This is a genomic window from Leptolyngbya sp. AN02str, assembly GCF_050565595.1.
Classification (GTDB): Bacteria; Cyanobacteriota; Cyanobacteriia; order Elainellales; family Elainellaceae; genus Kaiparowitsia.
In genome coordinates this window covers 1-19297 of sequence record NZ_JBNXVR010000049.1, presented here as the reverse complement: position 1 = coordinate 19297, position 19297 = coordinate 1, and the positions used below count along the sequence as shown (strand labels likewise).

Here is a 19297-nt window from a genome sequence, read left to right as displayed (position 1 = left end):
CTTTTGGCGCAATGTTAGGATTCTGTCTAATTCCACTTTTGTCAGGTTTTAGACAGAACTGCGTCTGCTTTAATTGCCATTTTGGAGATATAGGCTGACACTGATCTGTCTATATCCCCTATACGGGCCACTTAGACAGATCTAAATCTGCCTACATCCCTCATGCAGAAGAATTAGACAGATCCGATCTGTCTACATAGAGTTGGGCTGCTTCGTATTTCGGTTGGGGCAGTACTTTGAGCATAATGGTGCAGCATTGAAAATTTGGAGCCGACCCATTTGTCAATACCTCAAAATAGAGTTCCTTGAACCACTTCTGGTTGCGAGTTGTTTGGTTTAGGTGGCCAAAAAACACCGAGTACAACCCACGTATTGTATGGAAATACTGTACCCATAAAGAAACGGGTATCTTTGCTCTCGTTACATAGCTCGTCCAGAAACTTGCGGCGAACGCTCAAAGCTGCTTGCTCTTCATTACCCAAACGAGCCACTTCATTCAGCCAAAGCACCCCTAATTCCCAGTCCTCAATCATGGCATTGTGGGGTTTGTGGCTGTCATTGCATTCAAAAACATAACTGAACTTGTATGGTATTTTCCGAAGAGGCTTTTGAACAGGTCCAAAAAGGGTCAATTGGTCAAATAAAGTTTGCCATTCTGATTTCCATTCAGAATCAGCAGGTTCAATCTTTAAATCAATTACTCTTGTAGGCTGCACAATACCGAGCGATACATGCTCAGATTCATGCAATTCGCGTAACTGCTTCACCGTATAAATCGGAACTTGATCAATAATTTGACGACGCGCACTCCATCCATTTTTTGTAGAGAGTGGTTCTCCTAAAACGCGGAGCGTATCTAAAACCGGCTTCCTGCTTTCTCTCCTCCGATCATTACCAGCTCCATGCGGGAATAAATCAACTTCTATCCACTGATATTTACGAAATTGTTGATTTCTAGGTCGGTAACGATAGTCTACTGGATAAAGTCGAACCCATTCGCCCTGCTCAGTCACACCAGCCGTACAAACAAGTTCTTGATAACCTCTAGATGGATGTGGGTAAGTCATCACAGTTATAAGAACTTTAGTTCTGATTGCCTGATTACTCATATCTAACATCCCAAGTGCTTAATCGGCATATTGATTAAAGTTGTTAGATGTTGAGCCAAAACGTTGCGATGGCAAAATTCTGGATTAGCTTCCATGCATACAAGGACACTAGGTTCGGACTTCAACAACCTACTTACATTAGTCAGATCCTTTTCACGAGAGAGAAGACTACAACGATAATTCTCAAACAAGGACGTATATTGACGATCAGAGTCTAAATGTTCTCGTTCTGAGCCTGGTATTCCCAAACCAGGAAGGTGTTGATAGTCTATTCTCAGAGAGCTACATAGACGCAAAAGAGTACTTTTGTGGAAACCATATCGGCGTGAAATGGGGTTGTATCGGACATCAATCAACCGCGATATACCAAATTCCATAAGGAGATTTAGAAACTCATCAACAGTTTTGCCTTCATAACCAGCAGTGTAAATAGACTTTTCTGCAACTGGACGTTTCCCCTTGCTTCTTCCAGGGAGATCGCTGTTGATTGTAAACCAATCATATTTGTCATAAATTAGATCGATTAATTCTTGTCCAGAAAACTTTCCGTAAATCTTAGAAATTTGGTAAATATCTTTGCTCACATCATTAGGCAAAGTTATTTCTAGGCTCTTCCCTAAAGGAGTAAGATTCCATCGATTGTCAAGTTCTCTTTCTAGGAAACCATTACGAATGAGCGAATCTGTTTCTTGATTGAGAGTAAAGGAGTAAGGTCCGTATCGGTATGGAATAAATTGGTAAAACGTCTTTCCCCCATGCGATGGTGTTTCAGAGGACAACAGAAATGCCCACTTCATCATTTGCAAGCTAGAAGCTGTACCTCCAACTTGCTGAAGCATCATCAGTAGGGCTTTTTGTCGATGCAACACCTTATTTACCGCCCTCCAAATAGTTCATTTATACTAAGATTGTCCCATAAAAGGTCTTGGGAGTCAGCCTGATATTAAGATGGCTTTACATCTTACCTCACAAGCTTCTCAGCATTCTAGCCGCCAGTTAAAATTTTGGTGCGTCTTTTGTTTCTCCACTGTGCAGGTAGCAGCAGCCCAACACTACGTCGGTGCGGACGGTACAGAGCTTATCGGTGGGAGTTCAAGGTTATCTGCCGCCGCACAACTTCACCGTTAGCTGTAGATCTTGCATAAAGTCGGAAAAACCTCTATGTACATGAGTATTCAGTATTCCTGATTGGATGAGTTGATTCGATACCTAGATGGTGTTCAATCTCACATTTCCCTTTAGCAAAAGCTTAATTTTTGGGGAAGGTGAAGACATGAATCCGTGGCAAGTTGGTATGTTCTTGAGACGATGCTCCAAGTGGGGCATCAATATCCTTTCTGTCTTATTTCTGTCTTAATGGTCGGCGGCGGTCTGCACCTCACCTTTTCGGGAGAAGACCAAGACGATAGCCTAATTGGGGCGACCAATATTATCCTTGGGGCGACTCTCTTTTCCCTTGTTGAAGATTAGCAGGTGAGCCGATAGGTATCTATGGCTCAACCCTTTCAAGCAAGGCGGATTGAGCGACTTGTAACCATCAGGGGAAGTTTCTTTTAGTAGGGGTTTCAGCTTCTTAGACAGAGTGAGTACTCTCCACAACTTGAAAGATTCCTGATAGCGATCGCCAAAAGCTACAGTGCGATCGCCGATCTCGCAGTGTGCATTTCCCGCTTCAACTTCTACGACCCCATCGATAAATAATGAATCATGAATTAATGGATAGTAATATTTAGTTAAAAAGCAACCAAAAATTATTTCAAGATTAAAAGATTGCTTATAGAGACGCAATAAAACGAATGTGTATTTTTTAGATACTCTACGCTTTGGAAAAACCAGTGAGTTAATGAGTTAAAAGGATGGACAGTAAATGGGATGTTTGCCAAGAGAAATCTGGCTCCACACTGTTGGTTCATCTGCATATCTTACGAACAGTGTGCAAATGCTTAGCCGTCTGTTAAGTTCCATATGGAATATTCAAATTAATCTTGTACTCATTTTGACCCAGGTTTACTCCGGTATTATCGCGGTGCTTGGTAAAACTATCAAGTGAGCACAAAATAATGCCCTTAACTCAGAAACCGCACGGCTACGGCATTACAGATAGCCCTTATGCACTTAATCCGAAAAACTAGGGGGTTGAATGATATTTGAACCGCTTAGCGCTCCAAACATCATTCAACTGCGTAAGCCCTGACAGAAACGGAGTTTCAAGATTTTTGCCCGATTCTTCAGCAAAGTTTTATCCGTGAATTGGTCTTGTTGGATTGCATTTTATGAGCAAATCAGAAATTATGTTTGATGTCTTTAACGAACCCTTCGAGATTATTGATTTAGGGGTTTACCTAGATGCGGCAGCCTACGCACCGTGGACCTATAAAGCCCAGCACGTCAGCCATGCAGATGGGGCAAGAGCTATGGCTAGCCAGTTTAATCGCCATAAGTTTAGCGGTGAAGATCGTGAGCAAAAGCTAGAAGGAACTGACTTCCCTGAATCTATGGGCTTAGCCTGGACCCATGTATGGCTTACGGATCACGCCGGAAATCACATTGACGCGCCCTATCACTTTGGCCCCACTGTTGCAGGGCAACCTGCTAAAACCATTGATCAAGTGCCACTATCGTGGTGCATGGGGCCAGGAGTTCGGTTAGATTTTCGCTCCCACGGTGGTCGAGATATTACGGTAGATGACCTCAAGCAGGAGCTAGAACGCCTGGAAGTCACTTTAAAACCAGGGATGATTCCCTTGATTTGGTCCGGTGCTGATGCCCATGTCAACGACGATGACCAATACTGGCAAAGCCAGGCGGGGCTTTCCCTGGAGGGGCTTTACTATTTACTCGATCAAGGGGTACGGTTAGTGGGGATTGATGGCTATGCCATGGATGTTTCCTACAACACCATGCAACAGGAATATCAGAAGGAAGATCCAATGTTTTTGCCTGCCCACTTTGCTGGGCGCGATCGCGAACACATGCATCTCGAAAAGTTAGCAAACCTGGAAGCTATCCCCTGTGCAACAGGGTTTATTTTTGCTGCGTTTCCGATCAAAATTCGCGGTGGCAGTGCGGGGTGGGTTCGTCCTGTAGCCATCGTGCCTCGGGATCGCTTCTCCCAGTAGGCTAAACTCCCTTACTGCCCCTAAGAGTTAAATTTCAACCTGATCAATGTTGTCTGAGATGTTTGCTCGGAGCGGTCCGAGCAGCCACAGTAGCTTGGCGACCCATTAAATGCTCGTCGCCTGTTACAGATTTAGGAAAGTATAAGTTATGCCCTCAAACCCCATGTTTAATAGAGCCGGAGTTTCCCGGCGTCACTTCTTAGGCTGGGCTGGAGCCGCTGGCTTTGGTCTGAGTTTTGGGTTGCATAGTTGCACAAATACCAGTAACTCAGCCCGTGAGGCTGCACCTGCACCTGCAACCAATACGGGAACCCAAGATTTCGCAGGGCAAACATTACGGGTATTTATCTATTCGGGGGCTTGGGAAAAAGCCTTTCGAGAATCCTTTGTGCCTCAATTTCAAACAAAAACTGGCGCAACGGTCATCCCCGATCCAGGGTGGTGGGATTCTATTCCCAAGCTCAAGGCTTCCCCACCGGGCCAGCCTGCCTTTGACCTAGTCCTTACAGATGCCACTCAAGGCTATCCGGCGATTAAGGAAGGTTTGTTTCAAACCATTGATATGTCTCGAATTCCCAATAAAGAGAACTTAAGCCCATCGGTTTTGAACAATTGGGTGTATACGGATGGCTACGGGATCACCTTCCCGGAATCCGTCATGACCTTAGCCTATAACAAGGAACTGATCGATTTCACCCCAACGGGGTGGTCTGACCTACTGCGCGATGACGTGAATGGCAATTTGGGGCTGTACAACTCTTTCTATATGTCTCTGTACACCTTTGCTGCCATGAAAGTGGAGCAGGACGGTAAGCCTGGGACAGCGGCAGCAGAAATGGACAACAACCTGGCTGGAGTAATCGCATTTGCGAAGGAAAACCGAGATCGCGTGAAATATTGGTGGCCAACTTCAACGGATATGGCTCTGAACTTAAGCCAAAAGAACTGTGCCATCGGCAATATGCATAGCCCTGATATGTTAATTGCAATGCGTCAAAGTCCAGAGCTGGCCGCCATTGTGCCAGATGCAGATCGGGCCTTTGTGCAACTGATGTGGGTAATTCCGACGGGCACTCAGCAAAAGGAACTGGCAGAAGAGGCCATTAACTTCTTGATGGGAGAAGAAATGCAAATGGCCTTTGCCCAAACTGGGTCAATGACCTCTAGTTTGGCAGTTGCCCAGAAAGTGTCTACTCAAGATCCCTTGTGGAAGCAAGTGTATCCGTCTACGGAAGATCAATTGCAACAGATCGGCTATTACCCCTACGATGCCTACTTCAAGGACTGGGATAATATTGTTGCTACCTGGGATAAAGAGATTTTGCGACAGGCAGCTTGATATCGGGCAATTTGCTTGATATTGGGCAATGAATAGATCATCAAAATGCGATCGCAAATGGAAGTAATCCTACGTCTAGAGGCTATCCAGTATTCCTATCAACAGCGTCTCACGGCTATCAATCAACTTTTTCTGTCGATTGAAGCGGGGCGCTTTTTCTGTTTGCTGGGGCCTTCCGGGTGCGGAAAAACAACGCTCCTGCGGTTAATTGGCGGTTACCTTAAGCCCACCCAGGGCAAGATTTTCATCGCAAATCAGAACGTTACCTGCAAACCCCCTAACCAGCGCAATGTTGGGATGGTATTTCAAAACTATGCCCTGTTTCCGCACCTATCGGCCCGACAGAATGTTGCCTTTGGGTTAGAAGTACAGAAACTTGCCCGTGCCGATCGCCACCAACGGGTGGAAGCGATGCTCGACCGCGTTGGGCTTTCTACCGCAGAGCGCGATCGCTTACCGAAGGAACTATCGGGTGGGCAGCAGCAGCGAGTGGCCCTAGCGCGTGCGTTGGTGATTCAGCCCAAGCTACTGTTGCTCGATGAACCCTTCGCGAATCTAGATCGCCAACTGCGCGAAAGCCTGCGTACCGAACTCAAACACCTACAGCAGCAAACCGGCGTCACAACCATTTTGGTGACCCACGACCAAGAAGAGGCCTTGGCCCTGGCAGACCAGATTGGTTTAATGCTAAACGGGCAGTTCCTACAGATTGATACCCCGGCCAACCTCTATCACCAGCCAGCTTCTCCGCTGGTTGCCCGATTTCTGGGCGAGGCCAATCTGTTTCAGGTGCAATCCCTAGGGACAGAGTTGATGCATCTAGACAATGGGATGCATTTATATCGTCGTGAATCGCCTGCCGTAGAACCTGGCAACTGGCTCATGGTACGACCCGAAAATTGCGTGGTTGGTATGGCCGCTATGGATTGTGCTCATCGTTGGCAGGGGACAGTCGTAGAGTCTACGTTTCTAGGAACGGATCTTGTTTTGGAGATGCAGTTGGAGTCTGGGGCAACCTTACGGGTGCGGAGCCGTCCGGATCACCTACCTGATGTGCAACTGGGCAATGTTCTTCCCGTTGGAATTCCGGCTCAATACCTTTGGCCCATCCCTGAATCCGATCCAACCTGGGTAGTGCCTCAGTTGTCCAGCTCTCCCCACCGTCCTCTGCAAAGGTTTCAAGCATGACCCTGCGGTTCCCTCAATTCTCTGCGCGTGATTGGGTTACGGTCCTGCTGCTCACACCAGCGTTGATTTTGCTCCTGGCCTTTTTTGTTGCGCCCATGGTGCTGCTGGGTCGGGTTAGCCTTTATGCAGGTGGTGGCCAGAGTGGATTTGGAATTGGTAGTGGCGGGTTTTATACTCCCGGCACATGGACCCTGGATGCCTATGGGGCTCTCTTGGGCGATCGCTACTTTTGGGAAGTCTTAGCCTTTACCGTTAGCCTGGGGCTCGGTACCGCCCTTGTGACGGTGCTCTTGGCCTATCCATTATCTCTCTTTATCCATAAACTACCGCCCTGGTGGAAGGCGATCGCCCTTGTAGCAGTGGTACTCCCCAAGTTAGCCAATCCTCTGGTGATTATCTACGGCATTCAGCTATTGCTGAGCAACTCTGGCCCAATCAATCAAGGTCTGTTAGGGTTAGGTCTCATTGCAGAACCCCTTCCCTTGTTCCATAACTTATTTGGGGTTGTGGCTGGAGAAATCTTTTTGATATTGCCCTACGCAGTGCTTGTTTTGGTCACAGCGCTGGATCGCATTGATGATACTTTGGTGCCAGCAGCCTACGGCCTTGGGGCAACAACTTGGGCGGCCTTTCGGCGGATTACCTTGCCGCTTTCTGTACCGGGTCTTTCTTTAGCCATGCTGCTCAGCTTAATCTTTGCCCTCGGGGCTTTTGAGAGCCCCTATCTGTTAGGGAGCCCCCAGGAAATTACCCTTGCAGTCGATATTCAAAAACAAACGTTTGAAAACCTCAATTGGCCCCGTGGTGCCGCCGAAGCCATGATGATGTTTGTAACCTTAGGGATTTGCATTGCCGTTTACAGCCTGTCCCTACGGTCTAAACAGTCCTTGCGGAGGTTGCCATGATAGCGAGACGACTGAGTGGGGCATCGGGTTGGTTGACGACCCTGAGGCAGGGGCTTGTGATGCTTTTAGGGATTGGTGCGCTGTTGGTGATCCTCTTACCCCTCATCTATGTGCTCTGGATTTCCTTTACGCCGGGCGAGTTGTTGCAGCCTCCTACGGGGCAATGGTCCTGGCGGTGGTATTCTCTCTTTTTTGCCAGTCCTCAATGGACCCAAGGGCTGCTGAACAGCTTTTGGGTGGCAGGGATGACTGTTGTTGGATCATTACTCGCCGGGGGTGGGGTAGCGTTGGCCGTGACCCGCTACCACTTCCGCTATGCTCAACTCATTTCTGGCGCAGTGCTCCTACCACTGTTTGTGCCAGCGGTGGTGCTGGCAATGGCCTTGTTGCCCTTTGTTCACCGGATTGGGCTCTGGGGCACAAAGGTTTCAATTGCTGCGGGTCATAGCCTTTGGAGTATGCCCGTCGCCTTTCTGCTGATTCGATCGGCCTTGGAAGACCTTGACCCTGATTTAGAACAGGCGGCTCAAGGTCTTGGGGCAGGTGCTATCACTATTTTTCGACGAATTACCTTACCAATCATTGCGCCAGCGATGATCGTGGGTGCCATCATGGCGTTTATTATTTCGTTGAATGAGTTTGTCATTGCGCTGTTTTTAGGTACATCGGCCACAGAGACATTACCCAAGGTAATCTGGCCCAATCTTCGCTATACGCTCACGCCCCTGGTTGCTGCAGCGTCCAGCGTGACGATGGGTTTAACGCTGCTGGGGGTGGCCTTGGTCATTTTGGTGTTTCGGGTAGGGCGAATTCGGCACTGACTGGGTTTTGGGAAATGCCAACGGGCAAGAATTTCGCGCAGGTCGACAGGGAGCTTTCATGATGACACGCTTACGCAAAAGGGCTTTGGCAATGAGGCTCATGAGCCGATTGACCATGTTTTTACGACACTTGGCGATCAACTTTAGTCCTTGCTCGTCGAGTTGCTTTTACCGCAAGGGCCGCCCCCAGCCAGAGGGTAGAGATAGCCAGTGTTCCGCCCACGTTAACAGTCCCGATTTTTTTGTTTTTAGCAAAAGGATGAGTCCAGTAGCGGAAGTTGTGGGCAGTAGAGGGGAAGAGGATGTTTTACAAGTGCCAATTGCGATCCGAACCGCCCTCTACATCCCCAAAAATTGGGGAACTGTAAATGGGAAAAACAGGGTCAGAAGTTCTCAAAAATTGAAGGGTTTGGGGTCAAATGCAGAACATTTGATACTTCTCAAATCCCCTCAAAGAGAGATGGAGGCGATCGCTCAACAGTGCAGGTTCACAACCCAAATACAGCAGACAGGATAAGCTGGTTAGTTAGCAAAGTTCATGAGCTGCTGCTGATTTAAGGCATGATGCAGTTCAGTAGTTCAGGTCAGGATTTAGCTTCCGTTCTGGGTGCCAAAGTCTAGTCTAGGTAGGTTTTGCAGTTTTGCAATCAAGATTCAATCAATAGAGCAGCTAATCAAAATTTTATGCAGAAGCAAGCCCTCTTTCATAGCATTGTCGTTCTGTTGTTTTCAGCCTTATCTCAACCATCGGTTGTCGCGGAAGTATCCCCTCAGAATGTATGGCAACAACCCTACACCCCTACTCGCCTTCAATGGCTTTTCATGAATTTACATGGAAGGGAAGAAAGAATTCCATGCGGTGTTTCTGATTTGAACGGTAGGCCGCGGGCATGGTACGAGTGGCAAAGTCCTAACGTTAGCGATCATCAATTAAGTCTGTCCGTTTTTACACGTCCAAGTGCTACAGACTCTGTTCCTGACCGTAATTTTTGTATGATGACGGCATTCAGAAACCTGAAGTTGGAGGCTTTTAGGATGGAAGTAAGTCCTCCTCCAGTTGAGTTTCGTCATTTTCAATTTAATCAAGATGGTCAAGCATTGATAGGGACTTATCAATGCTTGCTGCCAGCAGCAACGACATCAGCAGACCTGGATATCGATCGGTTTGAGAGTGTTTGCCGATGAATGACTGTTTCGGTAGATCACAGCTATTTAGAGGTACATTTTCCACTATCAGTTTCTTGTGGGGTGGCTTTCTATCCAGAGCATCATTCTTGCTTTTTGCCTTTCGCTAATCTCGAAGCCACAAGCTCATAAGTTCTATACACAGCGATCGCCCAGTTGTTTGGCAATCATGCAATTGAGCGAGGATGCAATGGTTATCTTTAGTGGAGGTGGAAGTCGCTAGTTTGTTCTGAGCCTGCGATCGCTCTTTTTGGGATATGGCTGGGATTAAGCCATTTTCCAAGACATTTCTTGACCTGCCCATAGGGGCACCAATCCAGATTCCGGAAAGGAAATTTCATCGGGAACGCGCCAGGTTGTTTTGGTCAACGTAATCTGTTCCGTATTGCGTGGAAGTTGATAAAAATCTGGCCCATAAAAGCTGGCAAATGCTTCCAGTTTATCTAGAGCATTGGCGCTCTCAAAGGCTTCGGCGTATAACTCCATTGCGTGCAGGGCTGAATAGCAACCCGCACATCCGCAGGAACTTTCTTTACTATTGCGAGGGTGAGGGGCGCTATCGGTGCCTAGAAAGAACTTGGGATTGCCAGAGGTTGCCGCTTGTAAAAGCGCCGAGCGATGCTCTTCTCGCTTCAAAATTGGCAGGCAATAAAAGTGGGGGCGAATGCCACCCTGGAATAGGCTATTGCGGTTGAATAGCAAATGTTGTGGTGTGATGGTTGCAGCAATGTTACTGGTCGATAGAACATACTGCACTGCATCGGAGGTGGTGATGTGTTCAAGCACGATGCGCAGGCAGGGAAACCGTTGCTTGAGTGGGATTAAATGTCGCTCGATAAAGACTTTTTCGCGGTCGAACATATCAACTTTGTGATCGGTTACTTCTCCATGCAGGAGTAAGGGCAAATCGACTTGCTGCATGGCTTCAAAGACGCGATCGCACTTGCGAATATCTGTCACCCCAAGGTCTGAATTGGTTGTTGCACCGGCGGGGTAGTACTTCACAGCTTTGACAAACTGAGAAGCCTTTGCCGCAATCACTTCTTCGGGGGTTGTGTTATCGGTGAGATAGAGCGTCATTAGTGGCTCGAACGGTTGCCCCGGTGGCACTGCTGCAAGAATGCGATCGCGATAGGCGGCTGCATCTGCAACCGAGCGGACTGGGGGCTTCAAATTTGGCATAACAATGGCGCGGGCAAACTGGCGCACTGTATGCGGTAGAACGGCTTTCAATGCGGCACCATCGCGTAGATGAAGATGCCAGTCGTCGGGTCGGGTGATGGTGAGTTGTTGCATGATTTGATTATAAAACTGCCAGTGCTTTGGCAAACGATGCGCGAATACCCCTCACGAGCTTGGCCAACGCATGGCGGCTGTGCACTCACGCTGAGTAACAAAACTCCAAGGGCTGTCATAATGAACATTCGCATGGTGAAAGGCTGGGAAGCGCCGTTCCCTTGCACTGCTGGTTCTAGCCATTGTTTGAATATGGCAAAAGCTTTTGGCGGCGATCGCACTCCTGACACCCACACAGCAAGACTCCAATTCCGAATTCCAAACTGCGAATTCTGAATTACCTCATGTTGGAATCAGGGGCGATCGCCCTCTGGCACAGTTGGAAGACGCTGCTCAACCCACTCTAGCCAACGCCAAGCAAGCCAACACAGCAATCCTCCAATTCCGAATTTCGAATTCCCCCCTACCGCACCAACACCGTCATAACTTTGCCATGGGCAAACGGTGCGGGAATGATGGGCGTGAATCGCGCTCGGTCTTGCACCATCTCTTTCACGTACATTTCGTTCATGATGTGAACGACTTGCTCTCGCGTACCGATAATCCAAATCTGCGGCTTTTCGGGCTGGGGCACAGGCACCAGATCGTTAAACTCCGATGTCATATTCTGTTCCTCGCTAATGCAATGGAGATGTGGAGAAGAAAAGCTTAAGGCGTGGTACCCAACCACGTGTGTAGCATTAGCGAGGTGAAACGATAAAATCGATCCAGCCTAGCCCTCTGCCCGATTCAGAGAGTTAGGTTAGCTGGTTAGGCAGTGCTACCAACACTCCTAATCAGCGTCCTCACCTTAAGCTTGTCCTTTAATCAAATCACCGGAACGAATTCCGGTATCGCCCACAATAAAACAAAACGCCAGGGGAACACAAGTATCACCTGGCGCTTTGTTATGAATTCTTGATCTTTTGGCACGATTCACATGCTTATAGAAAAATGTTGAACGAACAAGGCTCAACTTTTGGCACAATGCTAGGATTCTGTCTAATTCTACTTTTGCCAGATTTTAGACAGAACTGCGTCTGCTTTAATTGCCATTTTGGAGATATAGGCTGACACTGATCTGTCTACATAGAGTTAGCTTGCTGAATTATTGACGGGGATAGCTTTTGAAGATTGTCAGTAAGTAATGCAAAACAAGTTCTATCTCCATACCTGATTAAGCTCAACTCTGTGAACATTCTGTAAACCTTCAAAAGATCTTCCTACAGCAATTACTTGTGTATTTTTCATACCTTCCTGATTTACTAAGTCTATAAAGGGTTCCAATATAAAATTTTCTTGTTCCCTCTCTAGAAATTGTTGAGAGACATCGTCAAAATTTGCCGGAAACTCTAGAATACTCAATCCTGGATAATGACATTTTTCATTATTAGATAATGACAGTAACGCATAGTTATATGCTGGCAAAAAATAAAGCATCATTGTATCACCAAGACTACTTGCTTTATTTTGACCTACCGTGAAAGCAAAGCCTTTTTCCCTTAAGCGTAATCCAACTTCGCCCTGAGTCCATGAGTTTGGATTTCTAAGCTTAATAGCATTCAGATAAGTATTCATCTGATCTACAAGCAACGAGCTAGATCTTTCAAAGTTAATTTCTTGAGATGCCCGTGCTACTTCAACCTCTAAAACACGAATTTCACTTTCAATTTGAGCAATTTGTTCTGATAAGTCCTCTTGCAATTCAAGCGCACTTTTAACCCTCTCAAGTTGTCTCATGCGCTCTTGAATACGTCCCAAGTCCATATCAATTTGAGATATTTCAGGAGGTAAAATAGCAGCAGCAGCGATTTGTGTGGGTCTCATCTGACGTTGAATATATGTAAGTTCTTCATCAATAAGGCGTTGATGAGATATTAGGCTTTCAAGCTCGCTATGAACCACTTCAACTAGCTCTTGAGCTTCTTGGTTCTCGCCCCGAAGTTGCTCTATCTCAAAATCAAGGCGCTGCTCACTTGCGCTACCCTCGTTTAAATTTAGATCTGTTGGTTGACCACATAGATAACAGTGATCAAGAGACATATTTTTTGAGTCAACAGGTTGTTCACATACGGGACAATGTGTAACTCGTAAGTCTCGAAATACCTGACCAGCACTTCTAGCGCGTTCAATTCTAGATAGTTCCTCTCTTATTTTCGTACTATAGTCTTCCAGATCTTTTAGACGAGCTTGAGTTGATTGTATCTGCGATGAAACTTCACTTCTGCTTGCCTGAAGCCTTGACCACCTGTCACTCAATTGCTCAAAAGCTGCTATCTGTTCTGAGCTTGATTCTTGAAGTACATTTTCTTGCAAAGAATTAAGTAACGCTGTACGTTGATTGAGCAAGCTATCGACTTCAATATCAAGACGTTGAATGGCAGAATCTATAGAATTAGCCGTCACTGCAACACCTAATCCTGGCTCATTTAGAATCTCTCTAGATATTTGATTCAGTGTGCTAGCAAACTCTTTTTTTCGAACTTGCTGTCTATAAATTTCTTTTTGCTTTTCTGCTAATTTTTCATATTCAGGAGAAAATAAATATTCAGCAATTCCCAGAAAAAGCAAGATACATGCGTGCTGTTCAACTTCGAATTGTTGATCTGCTAATTCTCCCCATGATTTCTGTCTACGGTAAATATGACGTAGTAAACTTCGCCAACTAAGCTCCGGCCATGTACGAGGCGATAAAGGATTTCCTTGTGGATAATGTACCGTGGGGATTTCTAAGCGAGGTAATAAATAAGATGAGAAATTATCTGCTGTGATCGGCTCTCCATTAATGAATACTTTTCCTCTATTACCCGCCTGCTTCCAGTTTCGCTCTAAAATGATTTCTTCATCTCCAACAATAAAAATACCCTTGACTGAATCATATTTGTTGACAAGGTTTTCATCAAATGCATTAACTGGATTGCTATCCCGATCACCCATCAAAAAATTAAACATTCTGAGCCACTGGGTCTTGCCTGTATTTGGTTGACCCACCAAAACATTGACTCCAGGTTCAAAATTCAACTCATCAAAATCACCAGTTTTAGGCGAGCGGCTCAGTTGCTTAATTATTAACGTCTTTGTAGTCATTACTCAATAACCTCGCCCAGAGATTTTTGTGCAACTTCCTGACTGAAAACCTTATAGATCAAATTTTTCAGGGTTGCTCCAGCTTTATTGCCGAAAACAGCTTTTACACGACGCATTTGCTCACATAGCTGCTCATAAGATGGTTCTTTTTTCAGTTGCTCAACTTGCTGTTTGCCTACTTGAGTAAGCTTAAATTTATAGGTATTTCCTTCCTTGATAATTTGGATTAAGCCTCGACTTCTTAAATAGGCAAGTACCTCATAGTACCTATGATCCCAAGGACCATAATGATGGCGTACCATACTTGATTCAATAGAAGTTGAAGCAGATTGAATTTGTTCCCCTGAAGCAGAACAGGCTTTATCAAAAAAATGAGGATATCTTACGAAAAAATCGAGCTTTGCTAGTTTAGTCAACCCATCAATACGACCACCAACACCACACAAACCCAACAATAGAAGAAGCCTAGCTGCATGAAACTCTATTATGTCATCTGCTAATAAGGACACACCTGCGGGTAGTTTGGCGAGTTCATGCAAAGACTTCATATCGCTACCCTCGTGAAGCGATGTAAACATCTATCTGCCAGATAGTACATATATCCTTGCAGGAAGGATAATGGTATCTCCCCTTTGTCATGCTGCCGAACTTCACTCAGGCAATCTAGACATCGGCTATGAAACTCAACCCCTGTATCACTCAGTTGCCCAGCGTCAAGTTTAGATATTAATTGATGTAGATGAGCTTGAGTGTCCATTTCTATTTCCTGTCGCCTTGATAGATCCATATAACCTGAACTCAAGGAACGGCTGCGATAAGACCTCCGCTGTTCTTGAGCAATTTCAATCGAGTCAGGAGGAATTCCTGCACCCTCCATTTTTTCACGGAGTTGTTCGCCCTTGCCACCAACTCCAGGATGTTGTGCTTTAGACACTAAATTCTTGACCCAGTTTAAAAAGTCACCTTGTTTCAACTTCTTGGCTTCCGGATCGACTTCCCATTTTGCTCTACCTGCATCTTGAACCCTTCGCAGAATTTTTCTATACATCTCATCCCACTGATCTTCAGCAAGAAACATTCCAAGGGCACAACCGAAATGCCTCAGCTTCAAAAGATTTGCATTTTCTAAAGCTTCAGATGAGTGGCAAACTTCCCATACTGCCCGTGATAGCCAAGAAGACGCATCACTACCGTTAGGAGAGGTGTATTCTGGTATTTTCTTTAAAGTTTGCTCACATAGCTTGGTAAAGCCATCAGTTGGTGAGGTGCGGCATGGTGAACTAAGTGGTAAGGTCAGCACTTTAAGTTCGTCCTTGACAGGTAAGCTTGTCACTATTCGGAAGCGGCAAGGCTCTGAGCCACGTTCATAAGCAAGCGATTTCTCAAGGATCGAACTGCCAACCACCGAATTTTTCCCTTTCTTATCTCTCTTGCATAATTCTGCAACAGACCAAAAATGGCTAAATTCATTACTCTTTGCTTGAACGAACTCAAATTCTTCTTGATCTCCATTGACGCGAATGAGCGTTATGTCGTCTAGGCTTTCACACCAAACTTCTATAAGTGTTTTGTCCTGAAGCATTTCTAAGCAATACCTAGCCGCAACGTGATCTTGAAACTCAAATCCACTACGAGCTATCACGCCACCACTTTCCAGTGGTGGTACATCGCGATACGAGGGGAGGGGAGAAACTGAAGGCAAACGATCCTCCGGCAGCTGTATATAAGCGTGAAATATCTTTTCTTTTGTAGCTACTTTTAACACTCTGAGTCAAGAAGCCATAAACTGGAAGAAACAGCGCCACAGGCTAACACTTCACGGCAGCGGACAGACTAGAGCTGCTGGTGCTAATTTAAGGCTATCTGCAGCCGTTGCGTTTTGCCGTTAGGTGGCTTCAATGGCTAGGTTGAGAAATCTTATAAGGCGTTGGCATTCGCCAGAGAACTCCAGTTCCTATGATGGAAAACCTTCAAAAGACGCTTCAAAGCCATTGCCCTCTGGGGAAGCGCACATGATGCCCGCTTGAATCGTATCGCCGGGTAGGTAGGTTAACCTGAACAGCCTGTATTCTGAATCGCCACCTCGGTAAGCGATGTGGATAGCTTCCTTGCGACGTTCGACCCGCAGGTGAAGAACGTCGGGCGGGTTGGGTAGCGAAATAATCGACCAGTCGGAATAGTCGTGGGTAACAACGGCACTCAGATTTTGTACTCCATCAACAAACTCAATACCGGTTTTAATCCAGTGGTTTTCGTCAATCCGGAGCATGACCCCGGCCTGATCGTAGAGGTCTGTATAGTTCCCGCGAATGCCGATCTCCAGCACAAAATCGGTGCTGAAGGTATCGAAGTAAAAATGGCCTGAGTCGCGAATGAAGCCATAGTGGGTCGTACGCCAAAAGTCCGTTTTGGGGGAGGTTTTAACGATCAGTCGATCGCCTGAATAGAACCATTCCGCCGGTTCATTAAGCCATTGCATGGGATACCTCAGGTGTACCTTTATGATTGGATGATATGACTATGGCGATTGTGCCATCGGTTGATGAAGACGCGATTTGTAATGCTCCAGCGTGAGCTTCAATCGTCTGCTTCACGCTAGGGCATCCATCGTACAGACACTACCAAACCTCTGCTAATTCCATTAACCGGGCGATCGCTGTTTCAGTGGCTTGTTGCTGTATCTTACCCCCCATGCCCTGATAGGGCACCTCAACATAGTCCACATGCTGAATACCCAGAAAATTCAAGAGGAACTGGAGGTAGGGCACGCAAAAATCCATAGTGGCTGCCGGGGTTTCGGGCGCATAGCTGCCAGTGCGAGAACTAATAATTAACGCTTGCTTTTCGGTGAGCAAACCCTTAAAGGTAGCCGTATCGCGGTTGTAGCCTACGGTATGACCAACGCGGATAACATTGTCAAAGTAGGCTTTCAGATGAGCCGGAATGCCAAAGTTATACATGGGAACTCCGATCACAATGCGATCGCATTCAAACAGTTCAGCAATCAGGGCATCTGATTCTGCTAAAAGTGCCTTTGTGGTTTCCGTTTGGTCTTGTGCCGGAGTCTGATTGGCGGCAACCCATTCTGCTGTAATTAGGGCAGGGGGTTGTTGTCCTAAGTCGCGCAGTTGGTGTTGCGCCTCGGGGTGAAACAACTGCCACTGGTAAATAAACTTGGAGACTAGAGTTCGGGAAACGGATCTATCTTGACGAACACTGGACTGAATTTCTAACAGTTGCATAGGGATTTCTCCAATCAAAAGGTTGATTCGATGCAAAGATGATTTTGAGTGAGATCCTAGGATCTAACGTGAGTGCTTCCGATCGAGCTGAGTGAGCGTAATCGCCACCATCAGCAGAACAATGGCAAAAACTCTAGAAAAATCGAGCGGATGGGTTGGAACACCCAACCAGCCAAACTGATCAATCACTAAAGACATAATCATTTGGCTGCAAACCACCGCTAAGGTCGCTGTTGTTAAACCCAACTTCGGAACTGTCAATGTACTCAAACTGACAAACGTAGCGCCCAATAATCCGCCTAAAAATGCCCACCAGGGAACGGTCGCGAACTGTTGAAAATTGGGTGATTTAAACAGCCCAGAGGCAATCAAAATCGCTAGAATACTGAACCCGACCAGGAAATTAATGGCAGCCGCTGCGATCGCAGACTGCAACGTTTGCTTAAGGCGGGCATTGGCAGCCGACCCGATGGCTAAGAAACTACCCGCTGAACCGGCACCAACGATGGCTAATAAAAGATCCATAATGCATCCGAAATGAACGCCTGCTTTGTCAAGTGTTTGCTGACGGGTGATTGCCGCGCTTCGCGAGTCAATCACCCGCTTTAACCGTCAATCCTTGAATTAACAGACCACTACTGGATTAAAAAGAAAAGCGCGACGATAAACAGCCCAATGGCCACGCGCCGATAGGACGTGAGCCGATGGCGAGGCAGTCCCAGCCAACCAAAATGATCAGCAACAATGCCTGCGATCGCCTGCCCAAACACCACAAATCCCAGGGTTAACGTCGCCCCTAAAGTCGAGATGAAATACGCGCTGGAGGCGATGTACCAGGCTCCCAAAATGCCTCCCGTCAAACTCCAATGGGGTGCTTTCGGTAGCGCCAACCAGTCAGGGCGATCAAACCGATGTGTCAGCAGCAAAATCGCTAAGGCTAAAAAGCCAACCAGGTAAGAAACATTAGCCGCCAGAGGTGCGGAAGTGAGCGATCGCGCCAACTGAGCATTCATGCTGGCTTGAATCGGCAACAACGCGCCACTCAGCAGCGACAACGCAAGATAAAGGCAAATTTGACAGCGAAACCAAAAGCTCCGCAATCGGAACAGAGACAAGAAGCTCATACCTGAAAACCGTAGGTAAATGACTTGTAATAAGGAAAATCTTGGAATCTGCAGCGCTGACGAGTAGAAGACTGGAATCAGATTCATCTTGACATCAAGATACTTTAGCAAAAGATAAAAGTCAAGAATCTCGACATCAAGATATAATGGTGTTATGAACCACGATCGCATTGACGACATCTTGGAACAATGGCAGCGGGAGTCGCCGCAGTTAGACCTCTCGGCTCTGGCGGTGACCGGGCGAGTCCTGCGGATTGCGCGCTTACTAGAAAAGCATCGGGAGTCTATCCTGGCAGGCTATGGGTTAGCCGTTTGGTCGTTTGATATGTTGGCGACCCTGAGACGACAGGGACCGCCCTACCAACTCAAACCGACCGATCTCTACGATCTGTTAATGCTCTCATCGGGGGCGATGACCAACCGGATTGATCGCCTGGAGAAAGATGGCTTGGTTGTTCGCCTTCGAGATCCCAGCGATCGGCGAAGCGTCAGTGTGCAGTTAACCCTCAAAGGAATTGAACTGATGGATACGGTCATGCCAGTTTTGTTCAACCGGGAGAATCAATTGCTGGAGCAGTTTACCAAAGCGGAGACTCAAGCCTTTACAAAACTGTTGCGCCAGTTTTTGCTGGAGTTTGACCCAAACGGCAGATGAGCCAATCTGGTTCATTGCGCTTCTGTTAGAACCACTTCAAGAAGTAGCACGAGCGAGTGAGACCAGCGAGATTTACGATGGTTTTAACCTGCAGCGACTTTTTTGGTCAACGTCCAGCTAGCTAACCGATATTCCGCAGGTTGCTGGGAATTAATTAAGCAGGTAGTAACGGCAGTAAGGTAGGCCCAAAAGTTGGATGATTTTAGAGCGCTCATCCATCAGATTACTGACCTGCTGAGCTTGCCCGA

The 19297-nt window shown here is 46.7% G+C and carries 18 protein-coding genes and 1 pseudogene; 7 read left to right on the top strand and 12 right to left on the bottom strand.

Features of this window, described 5'->3' with window-relative positions:
* Positions 1–290: 290 nt before the first annotated feature.
* Together ACQ4M4_RS24965 and ACQ4M4_RS24960 are read right to left on the bottom strand one after the other, a co-directional pair.
* Positions 291–1118, bottom strand: coding sequence for a hypothetical protein (locus ACQ4M4_RS24965; protein ID WP_430687193.1), 828 nt, complete (start codon positions 1116–1118; stop codon positions 291–293).
* Positions 1112–1978 (bottom strand): DUF488 family protein, encoded by an 867-nt coding sequence (locus ACQ4M4_RS24960; RefSeq protein WP_430687192.1) that lies wholly within the window; start codon positions 1976–1978, stop codon positions 1112–1114. The genes ACQ4M4_RS24965 and ACQ4M4_RS24960 overlap by 7 nt, the downstream gene beginning before the upstream one ends.
* Positions 1979–3382: 1404 nt before the next feature.
* Here ACQ4M4_RS24960 and ACQ4M4_RS24955 point away from each other — a divergent pair.
* The 5 genes from ACQ4M4_RS24955 to ACQ4M4_RS24935 all read left to right on the top strand — a co-directional run bounded on the left by ACQ4M4_RS24955 (position 3383) and on the right by ACQ4M4_RS24935 (position 8481).
* Positions 3383–4228 carry a cyclase family protein gene (locus ACQ4M4_RS24955; protein ID WP_430687191.1) on the top strand — a complete coding sequence of 282 codons (846 nt, stop codon included), beginning with the start codon at positions 3383–3385 and terminating at the stop codon, positions 4226–4228.
* A gap of 148 nt (positions 4229–4376) precedes the next feature.
* Positions 4377–5567: an ABC transporter substrate-binding protein gene (locus ACQ4M4_RS24950; RefSeq protein WP_430687190.1), complete on the top strand. Its 1191-nt coding sequence runs from the start codon at positions 4377–4379 to the stop codon at positions 5565–5567.
* A 57-nt stretch (positions 5568–5624) separates the two neighbouring features.
* Complete coding sequence (locus ACQ4M4_RS24945) at positions 5625–6755, top strand: ABC transporter ATP-binding protein (RefSeq protein ID WP_430687189.1); 1131 nt, start codon at positions 5625–5627, stop codon at positions 6753–6755.
* Positions 6752–7660, top strand: coding sequence for an ABC transporter permease (locus tag ACQ4M4_RS24940; protein ID WP_430687188.1), 909 nt, complete (start codon positions 6752–6754; stop codon positions 7658–7660). The genes ACQ4M4_RS24945 and ACQ4M4_RS24940 overlap by 4 nt, the downstream gene beginning before the upstream one ends.
* Positions 7657–8481, top strand: a complete 825-nt coding sequence (locus ACQ4M4_RS24935; protein WP_430687187.1) for an ABC transporter permease — start codon at positions 7657–7659, stop codon at positions 8479–8481. Before ACQ4M4_RS24940 ends, ACQ4M4_RS24935 begins: the two co-directional genes overlap by 4 nt.
* On the opposite strand, the pseudogene ACQ4M4_RS24930 reads toward ACQ4M4_RS24935, so the two are convergent.
* A pseudogene (locus ACQ4M4_RS24930) lies at positions 8419–8634 on the bottom strand (hypothetical protein); the annotation flags it as partial. The gene ACQ4M4_RS24935 and the pseudogene ACQ4M4_RS24930 overlap by 63 nt on opposite strands.
* A gap of 531 nt (positions 8635–9165) precedes the next feature.
* Between ACQ4M4_RS24930 and ACQ4M4_RS24925 the strand changes: the two are divergent.
* Positions 9166–9666: a hypothetical protein gene (locus ACQ4M4_RS24925; RefSeq protein WP_430687186.1), complete on the top strand. Its 501-nt coding sequence runs from the start codon at positions 9166–9168 to the stop codon at positions 9664–9666.
* A 267-nt stretch (positions 9667–9933) separates the two neighbouring features.
* Here ACQ4M4_RS24925 and pyrC read toward each other — a convergent pair whose 3' ends face one another.
* From pyrC to ACQ4M4_RS24880, 9 genes are all read right to left on the bottom strand, one after another.
* Entirely contained in the window at positions 9934–10962 is a 1029-nt protein-coding gene (gene pyrC, locus ACQ4M4_RS24920) for a dihydroorotase (RefSeq protein ID WP_430687185.1), read from the bottom strand.
* Between the two features lie 403 nt (positions 10963–11365).
* Positions 11366–11566 carry a hypothetical protein gene (locus tag ACQ4M4_RS24915; RefSeq protein ID WP_430687184.1) on the bottom strand — a complete coding sequence of 67 codons (201 nt, stop codon included), beginning with the start codon at positions 11564–11566 and terminating at the stop codon, positions 11366–11368.
* 536 nt (positions 11567–12102) lie between these two features.
* A complete protein-coding gene (locus tag ACQ4M4_RS24910; RefSeq protein WP_430687183.1) occupies positions 12103–14028 on the bottom strand; it encodes a hypothetical protein in 1926 nt (641 codons plus the stop codon).
* On the bottom strand, positions 14028–14576 hold the full coding sequence (locus tag ACQ4M4_RS24905; RefSeq protein ID WP_430687182.1) for a hypothetical protein: 549 nt from the start codon (positions 14574–14576) through the stop codon (positions 14028–14030). The genes ACQ4M4_RS24910 and ACQ4M4_RS24905 overlap by 1 nt, the downstream gene beginning before the upstream one ends.
* On the bottom strand, positions 14573–15793 hold the full coding sequence (locus ACQ4M4_RS24900; RefSeq protein WP_430687181.1) for a dsDNA nuclease domain-containing protein: 1221 nt from the start codon (positions 15791–15793) through the stop codon (positions 14573–14575). Before ACQ4M4_RS24900 ends, ACQ4M4_RS24905 begins: the two co-directional genes overlap by 4 nt.
* A 189-nt stretch (positions 15794–15982) precedes the next feature.
* On the bottom strand, positions 15983–16507 hold the full coding sequence (locus ACQ4M4_RS24895) for a DUF1349 domain-containing protein (RefSeq protein ID WP_430687180.1): 525 nt from the start codon (positions 16505–16507) through the stop codon (positions 15983–15985).
* A 139-nt stretch (positions 16508–16646) separates the two neighbouring features.
* Complete coding sequence (locus ACQ4M4_RS24890; RefSeq protein ID WP_430687179.1) at positions 16647–17270, bottom strand: FMN-dependent NADH-azoreductase; 624 nt, start codon at positions 17268–17270, stop codon at positions 16647–16649.
* Positions 17271–17333: 63 nt separating this feature from the next.
* On the bottom strand, positions 17334–17795 hold the full coding sequence (locus ACQ4M4_RS24885) for a DMT family transporter (protein WP_430687178.1): 462 nt from the start codon (positions 17793–17795) through the stop codon (positions 17334–17336).
* Positions 17796–17905: 110 nt separating this feature from the next.
* Positions 17906–18394 (bottom strand): DMT family transporter, encoded by a 489-nt coding sequence (locus ACQ4M4_RS24880; protein WP_430687177.1) that lies wholly within the window; start codon positions 18392–18394, stop codon positions 17906–17908.
* Between the two features lie 154 nt (positions 18395–18548).
* Between ACQ4M4_RS24880 and ACQ4M4_RS24875 the strand changes: the two genes are divergently transcribed.
* Positions 18549–19049, top strand: a complete 501-nt coding sequence (locus ACQ4M4_RS24875; RefSeq protein WP_430687176.1) for a MarR family winged helix-turn-helix transcriptional regulator — start codon at positions 18549–18551, stop codon at positions 19047–19049.
* Positions 19050–19297: the final 248 nt, after the last annotated feature.

Bases quoted from the DNA above. Each gene is read 5' to 3' on its own strand.
- ACQ4M4_RS24965 (WP_430687193.1), bottom strand. From the start codon at position 1,118: ATGTTAGATATGAGTAATCAGGCAATCAGAACTAAAGTTCTTATAACT.
- ACQ4M4_RS24955 (WP_430687191.1), top strand. From the start codon at position 3,383: ATGAGCAAATCAGAAATTATGTTTGATGTCTTTAACGAACCCTTCGAG.
- ACQ4M4_RS24950 (WP_430687190.1), top strand. From the start codon at position 4,377: ATGCCCTCAAACCCCATGTTTAATAGAGCCGGAGTTTCCCGGCGTCAC.
- ACQ4M4_RS24945 (WP_430687189.1), top strand. From the start codon at position 5,625: ATGGAAGTAATCCTACGTCTAGAGGCTATCCAGTATTCCTATCAACAG.
- ACQ4M4_RS24940 (WP_430687188.1), top strand. From the start codon at position 6,752: ATGACCCTGCGGTTCCCTCAATTCTCTGCGCGTGATTGGGTTACGGTC.
- ACQ4M4_RS24935 (WP_430687187.1), top strand. From the start codon at position 7,657: ATGATAGCGAGACGACTGAGTGGGGCATCGGGTTGGTTGACGACCCTG.
- ACQ4M4_RS24925 (WP_430687186.1), top strand. From the start codon at position 9,166: ATGCAGAAGCAAGCCCTCTTTCATAGCATTGTCGTTCTGTTGTTTTCA.
- pyrC (WP_430687185.1), bottom strand. From the start codon at position 10,962: ATGCAACAACTCACCATCACCCGACCCGACGACTGGCATCTTCATCTA.
- ACQ4M4_RS24915 (WP_430687184.1), bottom strand. From the start codon at position 11,566: ATGACATCGGAGTTTAACGATCTGGTGCCTGTGCCCCAGCCCGAAAAG.
- ACQ4M4_RS24910 (WP_430687183.1), bottom strand. From the start codon at position 14,028: ATGACTACAAAGACGTTAATAATTAAGCAACTGAGCCGCTCGCCTAAA.
- ACQ4M4_RS24905 (WP_430687182.1), bottom strand. From the start codon at position 14,576: ATGAAGTCTTTGCATGAACTCGCCAAACTACCCGCAGGTGTGTCCTTA.
- ACQ4M4_RS24895 (WP_430687180.1), bottom strand. From the start codon at position 16,507: ATGCAATGGCTTAATGAACCGGCGGAATGGTTCTATTCAGGCGATCGA.
- ACQ4M4_RS24890 (WP_430687179.1), bottom strand. From the start codon at position 17,270: ATGCAACTGTTAGAAATTCAGTCCAGTGTTCGTCAAGATAGATCCGTT.
- ACQ4M4_RS24885 (WP_430687178.1), bottom strand. From the start codon at position 17,795: ATGGATCTTTTATTAGCCATCGTTGGTGCCGGTTCAGCGGGTAGTTTC.
- ACQ4M4_RS24880 (WP_430687177.1), bottom strand. From the start codon at position 18,394: ATGAGCTTCTTGTCTCTGTTCCGATTGCGGAGCTTTTGGTTTCGCTGT.
- ACQ4M4_RS24875 (WP_430687176.1), top strand. From the start codon at position 18,549: ATGAACCACGATCGCATTGACGACATCTTGGAACAATGGCAGCGGGAG.